Here is a 13448-nt window from a genome sequence, read left to right as displayed (position 1 = left end):
GTTGTGGTAAATCTTTTTTTGAGCATTTCTTCTATAAGTTTAATTTTCTCTGATTTGACTCGTCATGGCGAGCAGATAATTAATAATGGTTTAAACGATCCAACCCCTTTAGCAATATTGATAGTCTTCGCTGGAGGACTTTTGACTAGTTTAGGACCCTGCTCATTATCACTTTTACCAATAACAGTTGCATATTTAGCTGGATTTAAAAACAAGCAAAAACCTTTACAAAAAACTATTAGTTTCTGCGGAGGAATAGTTATATCACTTGTGATATTAGGAAGTCTAAGCGGTTTTTTAGGAAAAATTTATGGCCAATTACCTGGTTTCTTTTCATTATTTATTAGTCTTTTAGCAATAGTTATGGGTCTTAATCTTCTTGGGCTTTTAAAATTCTCACTTCCATCTGGTCCTGACCCTGAGATTTGGACAAGCAAAGTCCCGCCTTCTTTCGCATCAGTTTCAGCAGGTTTAGCTTTTGGATTAGCCTCCTCGCCCTGTACTACTCCGGTCCTAGCTGTTCTTCTCGCCTGGGTTGCGAAACAAGGCAATCCACTTAGTGGCACAATTTTTCTTGCTAGCTTTGCAATTGGGCAAATTGTTCCTTTATTTATTGCAGGTACTTTTGCAGCGAGCATTCCAAAATTATTATCATTAAGACCTATTGGGAAATGGGTTCCACCAATTAGTGGGGTGATTTTATTAAGCGTAGGTCTTATAAGCCTTCTTTCTATTTGGATATAAACTAGATGAAGAAAATTAGCCAAGTTTTAAACTGGCTTTCTAGCTTAAAGATTGCGATATTACTATTATTATTAATAGCAATTTCTTGTGCGGCGGGAACTTTGATCCCTCAACAAGAATCAAATCAATTCTATTATGATAGTTTCAATAATAATCCTCTTTTTGGTCTGATCAACGGAAATATATTAATACTTTTTGAATTGAATCATATTTATACAAGTTTTTGGTTTTTGTTGCTACTTACCTGGCTTGGTTTGGCTCTTGCCGTTTGTAGTTTTAGACGACAATTACCTATACTTAAATCAGCATTAAGCTGGATCGATTATAAATCACCTCGTCAAATAGCAAAGCTTTCCATAGCTCAAACAATTCAATCTAATAATCCTTCTAAAAGCTTAGAAAATTTTTCAATTAATTTAAAGAAGCAAGGTTGGGATGTCAAAGAGAGGGAAGGTAGAATAGCTGCTCGAAAAGGTGTAATTGGTAGGTTAGGACCTATATTAATTCATCTAGGTATGATCCTATTAATGATAGGGGCAACTTACGGATCATTAAATGGGAAAACCATAGAAAGGTTCCTAGCCCCTGGAAGATCAATAGATTTATTAAACAATAATGAAGAGAAAGAATTAACTATTAAATTACAAAAGTTTCAGATTGAAAGAGACCCTCAAGGAAGGGCTGAGCAGTATAGATCGATAGTAAAAGTTATTGAACCTAATGGCAATGATGAAGAGAAAGAGATTAGTGTTAATTATCCATTAAGGTACAAAGGATTAACATTATATCAAGCCGAATGGTCTTTATCAGCAATAACTATTCAAATTGATAGTAGTCCCAAATTACAAATTCCAATAAAACCTATTCCTGAGTTAGGGGAACAAGTTTGGGGAACTATTATACCTACAAAGATTGGAGGAGAAAACCAAATTCTATTAACAGTGACGAGTGAATTAGGACCAGTAACGATTTTTGATAATGATGGTAGAAGTCTTACAAGCCTGAGCATAAATAAGGAAGCAAAAGTAAAAAATACTTCTATTAAATTAATCAATATAATTCCAAGCAGTGGATTACTTTTAAAACGTGACCCAGGAGTACCTATGGTATATAGCAGTTTCGCTATAATATTAATTGGTGGTTCACTAAGTATAATTTCTACTAAGAAGATTTGGGTATTACATGAAAAGGAAAAATCTCTTATTTATATAGGTTGCTTAAGTAATAGAAATCTTTCTGGTCTCTCGAAAGAATTGCCTAAATTTATTACTTTACTAAATAATTAGCTCTAAACTATTTCTTTTCCCATGACATACTCTAATAATAGTGTGAACATTTCCTCTAGGATTAAAATCAGCTTCTAATTGCATCCACTTAGGCTCAGAAACTTCAACGAAATCATCTATTATTTTATTTGTAACTTCTTCATGGGATATCCTCTTTTCACGAAAACTATTTAAATAAAGTTTAATAGCTTTTAATTCAATAACCTTTTTATTTGGTTGATAAACAATTCTCAAAGTTGCGAAATCAGGATAACCAGAGAAAGGACACTTACATGTAAATTCAGGGAAATCTATTGAGATTTCATAGTCTCTTTCCCTATTTGGATTAGGGAAACAAATCAAGCCCCCAGAGGCTATTTCTCTTTCCCCATACAAAATCTCCTCTTTGGTGTCTTCTTCGCTCATAGAAACATATTGATGGTAATTAGAATCACACACTACTTAAAAACTTGTTTAAAAGTTCAACCCTCAAATAAATTCTTTTAATCAAAAAGTATCAAAATGATGGGGAAAAGCTGATTTGTATCAACGCGTACAAAACCAATCCACGCTATCCCCCTTAATAGATCTAACAACAAAGTTTTGTATGGACATCAGTCTTTCAGATAAGAGAAATGGAACTCAATTAGAACCGAAAACTGTTCATGGAATCCTTTGGCTACAAACTCATTTTGAATCACAACATTGGGAATTAATCAGTAATGGGCTCGTAATAATTCCTACCAAAGATGCTCAAATGCTCTGTAAAGATGCAACAAATGCTGGACTAAATGTAAATTTCATAAATTCTCTAAGTCAAATAGACAAAATTTGATCAAATATTATCTAAAATTACATTAGTTCTCTCTGAAGCCATATGAAAAAGATAGAAGCAATAATACGCCCGTTTAAACTTGAAGATGTAAAGATTGCCTTAGTGAATGCAGGTATAGTTGGTATGACAGTAAGCGAAGTCAGAGGATTTGGTCGACAAAAAGGACAGGTTGAGAGATATAGAGGCTCCGAGTTTACCGTTGAGTTTCTTCAAAAACTAAAAATTGAAGTTGTTGTTCCAGAAGAAAAAGTTGATGTTGTTTTAAAAGCTATTGCTGATGCAGCAAAGACTGGAGAGATTGGAGATGGAAAGATTTTCTTAACTCCTATTGATTCTGTGGTTCGAATCAGAACAGGTGATCAAAATGAAACCGCTCTGTAAACTCACAAAAAATTTATCAAATTTTTGATATCTTCATTTCCTTTAGATTTATCGTCCATCCACAGCAAATATTCTTGATTACCAGCAGGTCCCTTTAAAGGTGATGCAATTAATCCTTTTGGATACCAACCATATTTTTCAGATTCGTTAACTACTCCTTCTATTGCCTCAAGATGCAAAGAATGATCACGAACGACTCCACCCTTACCAACTTTGTCTTTACCAACCTCAAATTGAGGTTTCACTAATACAAGTAATTCAGACCTGACATTGCAAAGAAGAGATTTAAAACTTGGCAAAACAATTTTCAGAGAGATAAAAGACAAGTCAGCCACTGCAAAGTCTGGTATTGGGTCTCCATCATTAAATAATTTTTCAGGAGTTAAATGTCTAATATTAGTGCGTTCTAAAAGAACAACTCTTGGATCATTTCTAATAGTCCATGCAGTTTGGCCATAACCAACATCAATTCCATAAACCTTTGCTGCACCTAATTGCAAAAGACAATCTGTAAAACCACCAGTTGAAATCCCAGCATCTAAACATACTCGATTTTTAATAACAAGAGGAAATTGATTAAACGCTGCAGCCAACTTTTCACCTCCACGTGATACATACTTCAAAGGCTGCGTAACTTCTATCTCAAGATCTTTTAAAACTTCTTGCCCTGGCTTATCAAGGATTTGTCCATTGATCGTTTTAACCTTGCCAGCCCTAATGAGCTTCTGTGCTTCTTGACGAGATTTAACTAATCCTTTGGTCAGCAAGTGAAGATCTAATCGCGATTTTTTAGTCATTTGTTTACAAAAACAAACAGGAAACGGAACAAAAACCGCAGAAGTCGAAATAATTCTCATTTTCAATAGAGAATCTAATCAATTGACCAAAGGTTTTGTCTAAAAAGCTCAGGCATCCCACAAATGAAAATGAGCTATCTAGCCATGGTCATTTTCATCTAACACCAAAACAGCAAAATGGAGAAGTGCTTGAACTTTTGCCTCCAGGAAGTTTTGCAAAATTTGCGAATCAACCTAACGATTTGCCGCCCTTCCAAGTAATTGATTGCAAAGGAGGGAGGTGCAGGGTAAGACAGCAGGCTTGGGGAAGATATGTGCATTGGGAAGTTGAACACAATAGACTCAAGTCAGCTTGACCTTGACGACCTAAATTAAAGTAACCTTTAACTTTGTAGCACTTTGATTGAGCGTTACACAAACCCAGAGATGGGAAATATTTGGTCTGAACAAGCCAAATACCAAACTTGGCTTGATGTTGAAATAGCCGCATGTGAGGCCAATTGCAAATTAGGGAAAATCCCTCTTAATGCAATGGAAACTATTCGATCACAGGCGAATTTCACACCCGAACGCATACTCGAAATAGAAGCCGAAGTTCGACATGACGTAATTGCTTTTCTAACAAATGTGAATGAATATGTTGGAGATGCAGGTCGATACATACATGTTGGTATGACAAGTAGCGATGTCCTCGATACAGGGCTAGCACTTCAATTAAAGTCATCAGTAAAACTTTTAAAAAAAGAGCTTTTATTACTTGAAGAAGCTATTAGAGATCTAGCAAGACAGCATAAGAGCACCGTAATGATTGGTCGTTCTCATGCGATTCATGGAGAACCAATTACTTTTGGGTTCAAGCTTGCAGGATGGCTAGCCGAAACTCTGAGGAACAAAGACAGGCTAAACAGTCTCGAAAAAGATATAGCCGTTGGGCAAATTAGCGGTGCCATGGGAACATATGCAAACACCAATCCAGAAATAGAAAGAATAACTTGCGAACTTCTGGAGCTTGAGGTTGATACAGCTAGTACTCAAGTTATCTCAAGAGATAGGCATGCTAATTATGTTCAGATTCTTGCTTTAATTGGATCTTCATTGGATCGTTTTTCTACAGAAATTAGAAACCTTCAAAGAACAGATGTCCTTGAGGTAGAGGAAAACTTTGCCAAAGGTCAAAAAGGTAGCTCTGCCATGCCTCATAAAAGAAATCCTATACGCAGTGAAAGAGTAAGCGGTCTATCAAGAGTTTTAAGAAGTTATGTGATTGCAGCCCTCGAAAATGTAGCTCTATGGCATGAAAGAGATATTAGCCACAGTTCCAATGAAAGATTAATGCTCCCAGACACGTCTATTACTCTTCATTTTATGATCACTGAAATGACGGCGATAATTAAAGGGCTTGGCGTTTATCCGAATAATATGCTGAATAATTTAAATATTTATGGTGGAGTAGTCTTTAGTCAAAGAGTTCTTTTGGCTTTAGTTGAGAATGGGATGAGTCGCGAAGATTCTTATCGATTAGTACAAAAACATGCTCATGCAGCATGGAATCAACCTGAAGGCAATTTCCAAAAAAACCTTGAGAATGATCCAGAGGTAATGAAAAGTCTCTCACTAGATCAACTTTCTGAATGCTTTTCAACTGAATTACATCAATCAAATTTGAAGGTTATTTGGGATAGACTTTGTATATAACTACAGAAGCTGAATCAATTAATATTAGTCAGTAGAATATCAAAAGGGTATAGCAATAGATTTAACTAAAATCCATAGCTATAATCATTATTCCCTAGGTAACTTTAAATTTTGATACTAAGATCAATGTCTAATATGAAAAGGCTTGAGAAAGATAGTCTAGGTTCAATTTCTGTTCCAGAAGATGCTCTATGGGGAGCTCAAACCCAAAGATCAATATTAAATTTTGATATTGGTGATGAGGTTGTACCTCTTGAGATTATTCATGCAATTGCCCAAATAAAAGCCTCTGCAGCCCGAGTAAACAATCATTTAGGTCTAATAGATAAAGAAATCGCACAATTTATCATTGAAGCAAGTTCAGAAATTATTAAAGGTAAATATGATGATCAATTTCCTTTGAAAGTCTGGCAAACAGGCAGTGGAACCCAAACAAATATGAACGTAAATGAGGTAATAAGCAATATAGCTTCAAAGCGTTTAAATAATCCTTTAGGTAGTCATAACCCACTACATCCCAATGATCATGTCAATCGCTCTCAATCTACTAATGACGTTTTCCCAGCAGCTATACAGATAGCCACAATAATTAATTTGAAAAAGACCTTAATACCCGAATTAAAAAAGCTCATTGATTTATTTCATCAAAAAAGTCATGAATGGAAGGATCTTATAAAAATAGGACGAACACATCTTCAAGATGCAGTACCCCTTACTCTTGGGCAAGAAGTCTCTGCTTGGTCAAGTCAGTTAGAAACTGCATTAGGACGCATTGAAATCAACCTCGAAGAACTTTATTCACTTCCACTGGGAGGAACCGCTATTGGAACAGGAATAAATGCTCCGAAAAATTTCGACAACCTCATTGCTCTTGATATCTCTAGAGAAACAAATTTACCCTTTCAAACAGCAGCTAATAAGTTTGCCATCATGGCTAGTCATGATGGTCTTGTAAATATAATGTCCCAACTAAAATTATTAGCCGTAACTTTTCTCAAAATTGTTAATGATCTTCGACTTTTATCTTGTGGGCCAAGAGCTGGATTATCAGAGCTACAGCTACCCGCCAATGAACCTGGCAGCTCAATAATGCCTGGGAAAATCAATCCTACTCAATGCGAAGCCATGGCAATGGTATGTACACAAATAATTGGTATGGATGCCTCTGTATCCATAGCAGGAAGTGGTGGACATCTACAAATGAACGTTTATAAGCCACTAATTGGATACAACATTTTAAAAAGTATTAATCTTATTCAAACCGCATGTAAAAGTTGCAGAGAAAATATGATTGAGGGTATTCAACCCAATAAAACAAAAATCAAACAATCCCTAGATAATTCTTTGATGTTGGTCACTGCATTAGCTCCATCGATCGGATACGAAAAAGCAAGTCAAATTGCTCAATTAGCACATGACAAGAATCTCAGTCTAAGAGAAGCTTCAAGTCAACTAAACTATATCGATCAAGAAGAATTTGATAATCTCATTAATCCAAAATTTATGATTGGGACTGATTGAAAAAATAAATCTTTAATCTCAATGATTTCTTTCAGTTGCGGGATTAATAACCTCATGATTTTTTTCTTTTGTTTGATTAATATCTTCTGCCTCGCAAACTGGAAATCTGTCCATTAGTTTTATCGCTGCTTTTGCATTATTCCTAAGTTGTCTACTCACAGCCTCACAATAGGGAATCTGCGAAAGCAAATCATTTGTTCTTCTAAGAATTCTTACAACATCTCCCTCATCTAAAGAAGTATTTAAAATTAAATCCGTCCAAGTACTTCCTCTTGCCCAGGCTTCTACTAAACCCATTAATTCTGAACTCCATAAGATTGGGACTTCTACACCTAATCGTTCTTGAACTCTAAATAATTCTCGTCGTATATTTGTTAAATCATTAAAGGCTTCGTCTGCAACTGCACTTGGAATAAATCCAGTCCATAAATCAGGACGATTAACTTCCGTCACAATTGACTGAATTACTCCAGCCAATTCTATCGGAGTCAATTCATCAAGATGTCCACTCATTAAAACCAAACCCAACCACAATTCATTTTCACCTCTTAACGATCCAATACCTCTGCCAATCTGAGTGGGCTTTAAATCATCCAAGCATCCGAAGTGGTTTAGTACTTTAATCAGTGATAAAAAAGTTTCCCAGTGACGATTAGACCTGTCATAAAGGATCTCCTCACGTTCATGGATTTCAATATCTAGTTCATTCATTTTACGTCTATACTTCTTTAATTTTTTCTTATCTCCCCATCGATGAGCTGGATGAAGCAACAATTCATCATCTAGAGATTTAACTAATTGAGCTTGAGACAGAACCTCACTAGCAAGATCATATTGAGCAGTTCTCATATTATTTTTCTTAGCAAAATTTGAAATTTTCAAAGCTATTTCATTACTTATCAAATCTCCATAATGTATTTCACCCAGTCTACTAATTTTAGGAGGTATAATATTTACTACGTCTATACAGGGGAGATCAGCATAAAAACTAACTACCTCCTTACAAGAAATAAGTATCCAAATATTTTCATCTGTTAAGCATAATAATTGAGATGGTCTATCCTCTCTCTGTATCTTATTAACAATGACACCAGGTATAACTTTCCCTTTTAGCTGTGAAGTTTTAAGACTTATGAGGGTTCCATTATTTGCAAATTCTAAGGCTAAGATCAATTCATTAGATAAAGTTTCAGCAGATTGTTTTTGAAGAATTTTCAATAGTCGTCTTTCTTCCTTCAAATGATTTTTTATTTTTTCATATCTTTCAAAATCTGACCATGGTATATCCTTTGAAAAGGTTTTATATTTTTCAAACTCCTCTTTTAATCTAGATAGTTCTTCTTCCTCTTCAACTAAATCTAAGCTGGCTAAGTATCTACTAAAGCTTCTTTCTATCAATTCTTTTGATTTATCTAAGTCATAACGCTGTAATAAATTCAGGACCATGCCATAGCTTGGCGTGAATTGACTAGTCAGTGGGTCCGCTGGGCTGGTTGCCAATTGGCCAGCTTCTCGAACTCCTTCAAATCGAGTTTGTACAGTCACTACATAGCCTCTAGAATCAAGACCTCTTCTTCCTGCTCTGCCAGCCATTTGTAAAAACTCACTTCCCATTAATTGACGATGTCCATTATCTGATCTCTTCGACAAAGTAGATATAATTGTACTTCTTGCAGGCATATTGATTCCTGCAGCTAATGTTTCAGTTGCAAAAACAACCTTTATCAATCCTTCTTGAAATAATTCCTCAATCAATTCCTTCCATGCAGGAAGAACTCCTGCATGATGAGAGGCGATCCCATTAAATAAAGCTCTGATATGTAGATCATCTCTAAGTCCTTCTGAATTTAAACTCGAATATTTTTCAAATCGATCTTGAATTAGGTTTCTCTCTTCTTGATTAACTAAACAAGTACTAGCAATTGTTTTCACAGCCTTGTCACAACCGCGACGACTAAAAATAAAATAAATAGCGGGCAACATATTTCTTTCAGCCAACTGAGATATCACAAAGCCCAAAGAAGGAGATTCAGGTTGAGTAGGCTTGGACAAGCGTCCTCTCTTCTTATGTGATTTTGATGGACGCCAAATCTTACAATTTGGATGCAATCCAGTTCCCTTATCATTGAGTAATGGATGAAGTCCCTTAGCACTACAAAAATTGAATTCAAGGGGAACTGGCCTTAAATCACTAGAAATGAGATCTGTGGGTCCATGAACTTTCTCAATCCAATCAGTTAATTGGCCAGCATTTGCAACTGTTGCCGATAGACCAACGAACTGAACGGATTTAGGACAATGAATAATTGATTCCTCCCACACTGTTCCTCTATGAGCATCATTCATGTAGTGACATTCATCAAGAACAACCGTTTCTATATCAAGTAAAGGATCATCATTTCTATCAGCTGCTGCATAAAGCATATTTCTAAAAATTTCAGTAGTCATCACAAGAATCGAAGCCTCTCTATTCAGGCTTAAATCACCTGTTAAAAGGCCCACATTGCTTGAACCAAACTGATTCCTAAAGTCTCTTAGCTTTTGGTTAGATAAAGCTTTTAAGGGAGTTGTGTAAAACACCTTGTTCCCATGAGAAATCGCTCTATAAATTGCATACTCTCCTATTAATGTTTTTCCTGATCCTGTAGGAGCACTGACAACTACTGAATGCCCTTGATTGAGTGAATCAATTGCTTTAAGTTGAAACTCATCCAATGCAAAAGGAAAGATTTCCTTTGGATTTAAATTGTTTTGGAGGATTTCGTTTTCAGATGTATCTCTTCCTGATGAAGTCATTATTAAATCCTAGAGGAATATTCTATGACCACATGATTTTTGACGTGGATACATAATAAAATCAAGAAACTAAAAAAAAATGTTAAGCCAGCACCCAAGTCTTTAACCACAGAAAACAAAAAAATATGCCTGAAATCCCTAACTCTAGAATTCGTAAACTCAGGACTTGGGTCCCAGGGGGAAGATCATCAGAATTGATTGGTGTAGATGAAAATAAAAATCAAATTACGTTAATTGACCTAGCAAGTAATGACTATCTAAATCTAGCAAGACACCCATTCTTAATTGAGGCAGCTAAACAAACCTTAGAAACTGATGGAGTTGGTTCAGGAGGATCCAGATTTATTACTGGCAGTAGAAATATTCATCAAAAACTTGAAATGAAGCTTGCTGAATGGCTTGATCGTGAGATTGTCCTGCTTTACCCGAGTGGTTTCCAGGCAAATCTAGCTGCGGTATTAGCACTTTCTGATCGTCACACTCCTGTTATTTGTGATCGTCTGATACATCATTCCCTGCTTGTTGGCGTCAAAGCAAGTGGAGCAAAGCTCATTAGATTCAAACACAACAATTTATCTGAACTAGAAAGACTTTTAAAAAAATCTAGCCAAAGCAATCCACAAAAAAAACCTTTAGTCATTACTGAAAGCCTATTTAGTATGGAAGGTACAACAGCCCCCATAAAAGAAATTTCAAAGCTATGCATTAAGTATGATTCAAAGTTATTGATAGACGAAGCCCATGCTCTTGGCGTTATGGGTCCAGAAGGAAGAGGAGAATCTTTTGGACTCAAAGAACCAATATCAATTATCAGTGGGACCTTTGGTAAAGCATTTGGAAGTGGCGGAGCATTTCTAGCAACGGACAAGATAACAGGAGAAAATTTAATCCAAAACTGTGGGGCATTTCGCTATACAACTGCTTTGGCTCCTCCACTTTGTGCAGGTGCGTTAGCCGCGTTAAATCTAATTAAAAGCAACCCTAACTGGCCTAGCGCACTGAAAGATAACTCAATAGCTTTAAGAGACAGATTGGCTCAAATTGGGTGGCGAAGGCCTGCTGGGGAAGGTCCAATAATCTCCATAGTTCTAGGTTCAGACGAATTAGCCATGGATTACCAGAAGAGACTTGAGACACAAGGCCTTCTAACTGTTGCGATCCGTCCACCAACTGTCCCTGAGGGTAAATCGAGACTCAGATTAGTAATCAGGCGAAACACTCCAGTTCAGGCCTTCGAAAGAGTTATCGAAGTTCTTAAAAATACATGAAAGAAATAATTGCTATGCATGGCTGGGCTGGTGATAGTCGACAATGGTCAAATTGGGAAAAGATATTTAAAAATTGTGATTGGGAATGGCAAGCTTCTGAACGCGGATATAAAGATATAAGTCCTCATGCACAACAATGGAATCACAACTCAACGCAAGTCGAACCTAAAAGAGTTGCCATATGTCACTCTCTTGGTTCACATTTGATAGCTAAAGAAGTTTTATACTCAGCTACTCATGTTGTATTAATCAATAGTTTTAGTCGTTTTATTCCAAGTGACAAAGAGAATCGCCCTATAAGGCTGGCCCTCAATAGGATGATGAATTCACTTAATACGCCTAATGAAGCAAATATGTTAAGAAAGTTTCATACAAAAGCTTATAAGCCTAATCACATTGATGTTAAGTCATCCGAATCAAATTTACTTCACATATCAGGCTCAGGAAGGTTGAGACTAAAAAATGATTTAAAACTTCTCATGAATTCTGATTCTCTACCAATTGGCTTAAACAATTCTGCCAAAGTACTTATTATTCACAGTGAACAAGACTATATTTTAGCTAATCAAACGAAAGAAAAACTAATAGAAGATTTAACAAACCACTTAGAGGCCTTACCCAAAATAATCAACCTTCAAGACGAGGGGCATTACATCACAAAAATTAAAAATATCAAAAAAGTTAAACACTGGCTAGAATTTGATCATGCAAAAAACATGGTCTAGCCAAGTTAATAAAAACTTTAATGAAGCTGCATTAAGTTATAACGAATCAGCATCAATTCAAAAAAGTACTGCTTTAAAACTTGCAAAAATATGTTCTCATCATTCAATTAAACATGGACTATGGGTTGACCTTGGTTCTGGCACTGGACTACTCGCTAAATCATTAGAAGATCTACATCCAAACCAATATGTAGTGAGATTGGATAATTCTAAAAAGATGATTGATCAACATTCAGAAAAGAGTGTCAAACAACTTTGGGATTTAAATAATGGGTTACCTAAGTGGTCTAAAAAACCAAATTTATTAGCTTCAAGTTTTGTTTTACATTGGCTTGATCATCCACAAAAGAAACTTAAGGACTGGTTCAATTCTCTAAGTTTAGATGGATGGATTGCTTTAGCAATCCCAATCAAGGGAAGTTTTCCAGAATGGTATGAAGCTGCAGAAAAGGCAAATTTAACATGTACAGCTCTTGATTTACCATTATACGACTCACTAATTAAAGTCGTTCCGAAACAAAGTATTTTATATAATAAAATTGAAGTTATTAAACAAACAGCGAAGAAGGCGACTTCTTTATTAAAGCCGATGATCAAGGTCGGAGCACAAAGTACTCAGAAAGAACAATTAAGTGTTTCAGATTGGCGACATCTATTGTCTTTTTGGCCAATTTCCAATAAGGATAAACAAGTAAGTCTTAGTTGGTCAATTCAGTTTTTATTAATAAAGCGATGAGTGCTTTCTCAAAAAGAATTATTATTTGTGGTACAGATACAGATGTAGGTAAAACGATAGTTAGTAGTTTTTTCGTCCAAGGTCTTAAAGGTACGTACTGGAAACCCATTCAAAGTGGGACAGAGGAAGGTACAGATACCAAAACTGTTTGCAATCTCTTAAGTCTTGAACCTAGCCGCTATCTTTCTGAAATATATAAATTCAAGGCTCCTGTCTCTCCACATTGGGCTGCCGAAAAAGAGTCTAGTTTTATTGAAGCAAGCAATTTAAAATTACCTGACTTAGATAAATTAATAATCATCGAGACTGCAGGTGGTTTAATGGTTCCTTTAAATCGGAATTGGCTACAAATAGACCAATTAAAGGCTTGGGGAGCTCCAATAATTCTTGTAGCCAGGACCGGGCTTGGTACTCTCAATCACACCTTATTAAGTCTAGAAGCCTTGAAACATAGAAATTTAGATGTATTAGGAATAGTATTAAATGGCCCTCCACATAAAGATAATCCGAAGACTCTAGAGCAATTTGGAGATACTAAAATTATTGCAAGTCTTCCTATCTTTGACGAAGTCAACGCAAAAGTACTTTCACAAGAATGGAATAAACAGCAATTAGATCAAAAGCTTAAAGAATACATTCAAAATTAAAATTTTATTTTTTTCTTAATCAAAAGATTTTTTCGACT

14 protein-coding genes are annotated in these 13448 nt (G+C 35.7%); 11 read left to right on the top strand and 3 right to left on the bottom strand.

Annotation, left to right across the window (positions count from 1 at the left end):
* Positions 1–3 precede the first annotated feature (3 nt).
* Both SIB75_RS01560 and SIB75_RS01555 read left to right on the top strand, forming a co-directional pair.
* Positions 4–744 (top strand): cytochrome c biogenesis CcdA family protein, encoded by a 741-nt coding sequence (locus SIB75_RS01560; RefSeq protein ID WP_413683691.1) that lies wholly within the window; start codon positions 4–6, stop codon positions 742–744.
* 5 nt (positions 745–749) lie between these two features.
* Positions 750–2030 (top strand): cytochrome c biogenesis protein ResB, encoded by a 1281-nt coding sequence (locus tag SIB75_RS01555; RefSeq protein ID WP_413683690.1) that lies wholly within the window; start codon positions 750–752, stop codon positions 2028–2030.
* On the opposite strand, the gene queF is transcribed toward SIB75_RS01555, so the two are convergent.
* The gene (queF, locus tag SIB75_RS01550) at positions 2019–2435 is read right to left on the bottom strand and encodes a preQ(1) synthase (protein ID WP_413683689.1); all 417 of its coding nucleotides are present in this window, start codon (positions 2433–2435) and stop codon (positions 2019–2021) included. The genes SIB75_RS01555 and queF overlap by 12 nt on opposite strands.
* Before the next feature lie 181 nt (positions 2436–2616).
* Here queF and SIB75_RS01545 point away from each other — a divergent pair, with 181 nt between their 5' ends.
* Both SIB75_RS01545 and SIB75_RS01540 read left to right on the top strand, forming a co-directional pair.
* A complete protein-coding gene (locus SIB75_RS01545) occupies positions 2617–2844 on the top strand; it encodes a hypothetical protein (protein ID WP_413683688.1) in 228 nt (75 codons plus the stop codon).
* A gap of 42 nt (positions 2845–2886) precedes the next feature.
* The gene (locus SIB75_RS01540) at positions 2887–3225 is read left to right on the top strand and encodes a P-II family nitrogen regulator (protein ID WP_413683687.1); all 339 of its coding nucleotides are present in this window, start codon (positions 2887–2889) and stop codon (positions 3223–3225) included.
* 2 nt (positions 3226–3227) lie between these two features.
* Here the strand turns inward: SIB75_RS01540 and SIB75_RS01535 are convergent, their stop codons facing one another.
* Positions 3228–4022, bottom strand: a complete 795-nt coding sequence (locus SIB75_RS01535; protein ID WP_413683686.1) for a TlyA family RNA methyltransferase — start codon at positions 4020–4022, stop codon at positions 3228–3230.
* 95 nt (positions 4023–4117) lie between these two features.
* Between SIB75_RS01535 and SIB75_RS01530 the strand changes: the two genes are divergently transcribed.
* The 3 genes from SIB75_RS01530 to SIB75_RS01520 all read left to right on the top strand — a co-directional run bounded on the left by SIB75_RS01530 (position 4118) and on the right by SIB75_RS01520 (position 7238).
* Positions 4118–4378 carry a hypothetical protein gene (locus SIB75_RS01530; protein WP_413683685.1) on the top strand — a complete coding sequence of 87 codons (261 nt, stop codon included), beginning with the start codon at positions 4118–4120 and terminating at the stop codon, positions 4376–4378.
* A 43-nt stretch (positions 4379–4421) separates the two neighbouring features.
* Positions 4422–5717, top strand: coding sequence for an adenylosuccinate lyase (gene purB, locus SIB75_RS01525; protein WP_413683684.1), 1296 nt, complete (start codon positions 4422–4424; stop codon positions 5715–5717).
* 126 nt (positions 5718–5843) lie between these two features.
* Complete coding sequence (locus SIB75_RS01520; protein ID WP_413683683.1) at positions 5844–7238, top strand: class II fumarate hydratase; 1395 nt, start codon at positions 5844–5846, stop codon at positions 7236–7238.
* 18 nt (positions 7239–7256) lie between these two features.
* Here SIB75_RS01520 and SIB75_RS01515 read toward each other — a convergent pair whose 3' ends face one another.
* Entirely contained in the window at positions 7257–10034 is a 2778-nt protein-coding gene (locus SIB75_RS01515; RefSeq protein ID WP_413683682.1) for a DEAD/DEAH box helicase, read from the bottom strand.
* A 125-nt stretch (positions 10035–10159) separates the two neighbouring features.
* Between SIB75_RS01515 and SIB75_RS01510 the strand changes: the two genes are divergently transcribed.
* The 4 genes from SIB75_RS01510 to bioD are packed head-to-tail and all read left to right on the top strand — an operon-like array spanning position 10160 to position 13410.
* The gene (locus tag SIB75_RS01510) at positions 10160–11302 is read left to right on the top strand and encodes an aminotransferase class I/II-fold pyridoxal phosphate-dependent enzyme (protein WP_413683681.1); all 1143 of its coding nucleotides are present in this window, start codon (positions 10160–10162) and stop codon (positions 11300–11302) included.
* Positions 11299–12027 (top strand): alpha/beta hydrolase, encoded by a 729-nt coding sequence (locus SIB75_RS01505; protein WP_413683680.1) that lies wholly within the window; start codon positions 11299–11301, stop codon positions 12025–12027. The genes SIB75_RS01510 and SIB75_RS01505 overlap by 4 nt, the downstream gene beginning before the upstream one ends.
* Positions 12008–12763, top strand: coding sequence for a methyltransferase domain-containing protein (locus tag SIB75_RS01500; protein WP_413683679.1), 756 nt, complete (start codon positions 12008–12010; stop codon positions 12761–12763). The genes SIB75_RS01505 and SIB75_RS01500 overlap by 20 nt, the downstream gene beginning before the upstream one ends.
* Complete coding sequence (gene bioD, locus SIB75_RS01495; protein WP_413683678.1) at positions 12760–13410, top strand: dethiobiotin synthase; 651 nt, start codon at positions 12760–12762, stop codon at positions 13408–13410. Before SIB75_RS01500 ends, bioD begins: the two co-directional genes overlap by 4 nt.
* Positions 13411–13448: the final 38 nt, after the last annotated feature.

Origin of the sequence: Prochlorococcus sp. MIT 1011 (genome assembly GCF_047305235.1) — a bacterium.
Lineage (GTDB): Bacteria > Cyanobacteriota > Cyanobacteriia > PCC-6307 > Cyanobiaceae > Prochlorococcus_B.
Note: the sequence above shows the minus strand (reverse complement) of the source record. Positions and strands in the feature narration are given on the sequence as shown.

Excerpts from the sequence above, each read along its gene's own strand:
- SIB75_RS01535 (WP_413683686.1), bottom strand. The coding sequence starts at position 4,022 with ATGACTAAAAAATCGCGATTAGATCTTCACTTGCTGACCAAAGGATTA.
- SIB75_RS01540 (WP_413683687.1), top strand. The coding sequence starts at position 2,887 with ATGAAAAAGATAGAAGCAATAATACGCCCGTTTAAACTTGAAGATGTA.
- SIB75_RS01510 (WP_413683681.1), top strand. The coding sequence starts at position 10,160 with ATGCCTGAAATCCCTAACTCTAGAATTCGTAAACTCAGGACTTGGGTC.
- bioD (WP_413683678.1), top strand. The coding sequence starts at position 12,760 with ATGAGTGCTTTCTCAAAAAGAATTATTATTTGTGGTACAGATACAGAT.
- SIB75_RS01520 (WP_413683683.1), top strand. The coding sequence starts at position 5,844 with ATGTCTAATATGAAAAGGCTTGAGAAAGATAGTCTAGGTTCAATTTCT.
- SIB75_RS01505 (WP_413683680.1), top strand. The coding sequence starts at position 11,299 with ATGAAAGAAATAATTGCTATGCATGGCTGGGCTGGTGATAGTCGACAA.
- SIB75_RS01500 (WP_413683679.1), top strand. The coding sequence starts at position 12,008 with ATGCAAAAAACATGGTCTAGCCAAGTTAATAAAAACTTTAATGAAGCT.
- queF (WP_413683689.1), bottom strand. The coding sequence starts at position 2,435 with ATGAGCGAAGAAGACACCAAAGAGGAGATTTTGTATGGGGAAAGAGAA.
- SIB75_RS01515 (WP_413683682.1), bottom strand. The coding sequence starts at position 10,034 with ATGACTTCATCAGGAAGAGATACATCTGAAAACGAAATCCTCCAAAAC.
- SIB75_RS01555 (WP_413683690.1), top strand. The coding sequence starts at position 750 with ATGAAGAAAATTAGCCAAGTTTTAAACTGGCTTTCTAGCTTAAAGATT.
- SIB75_RS01545 (WP_413683688.1), top strand. The coding sequence starts at position 2,617 with ATGGACATCAGTCTTTCAGATAAGAGAAATGGAACTCAATTAGAACCG.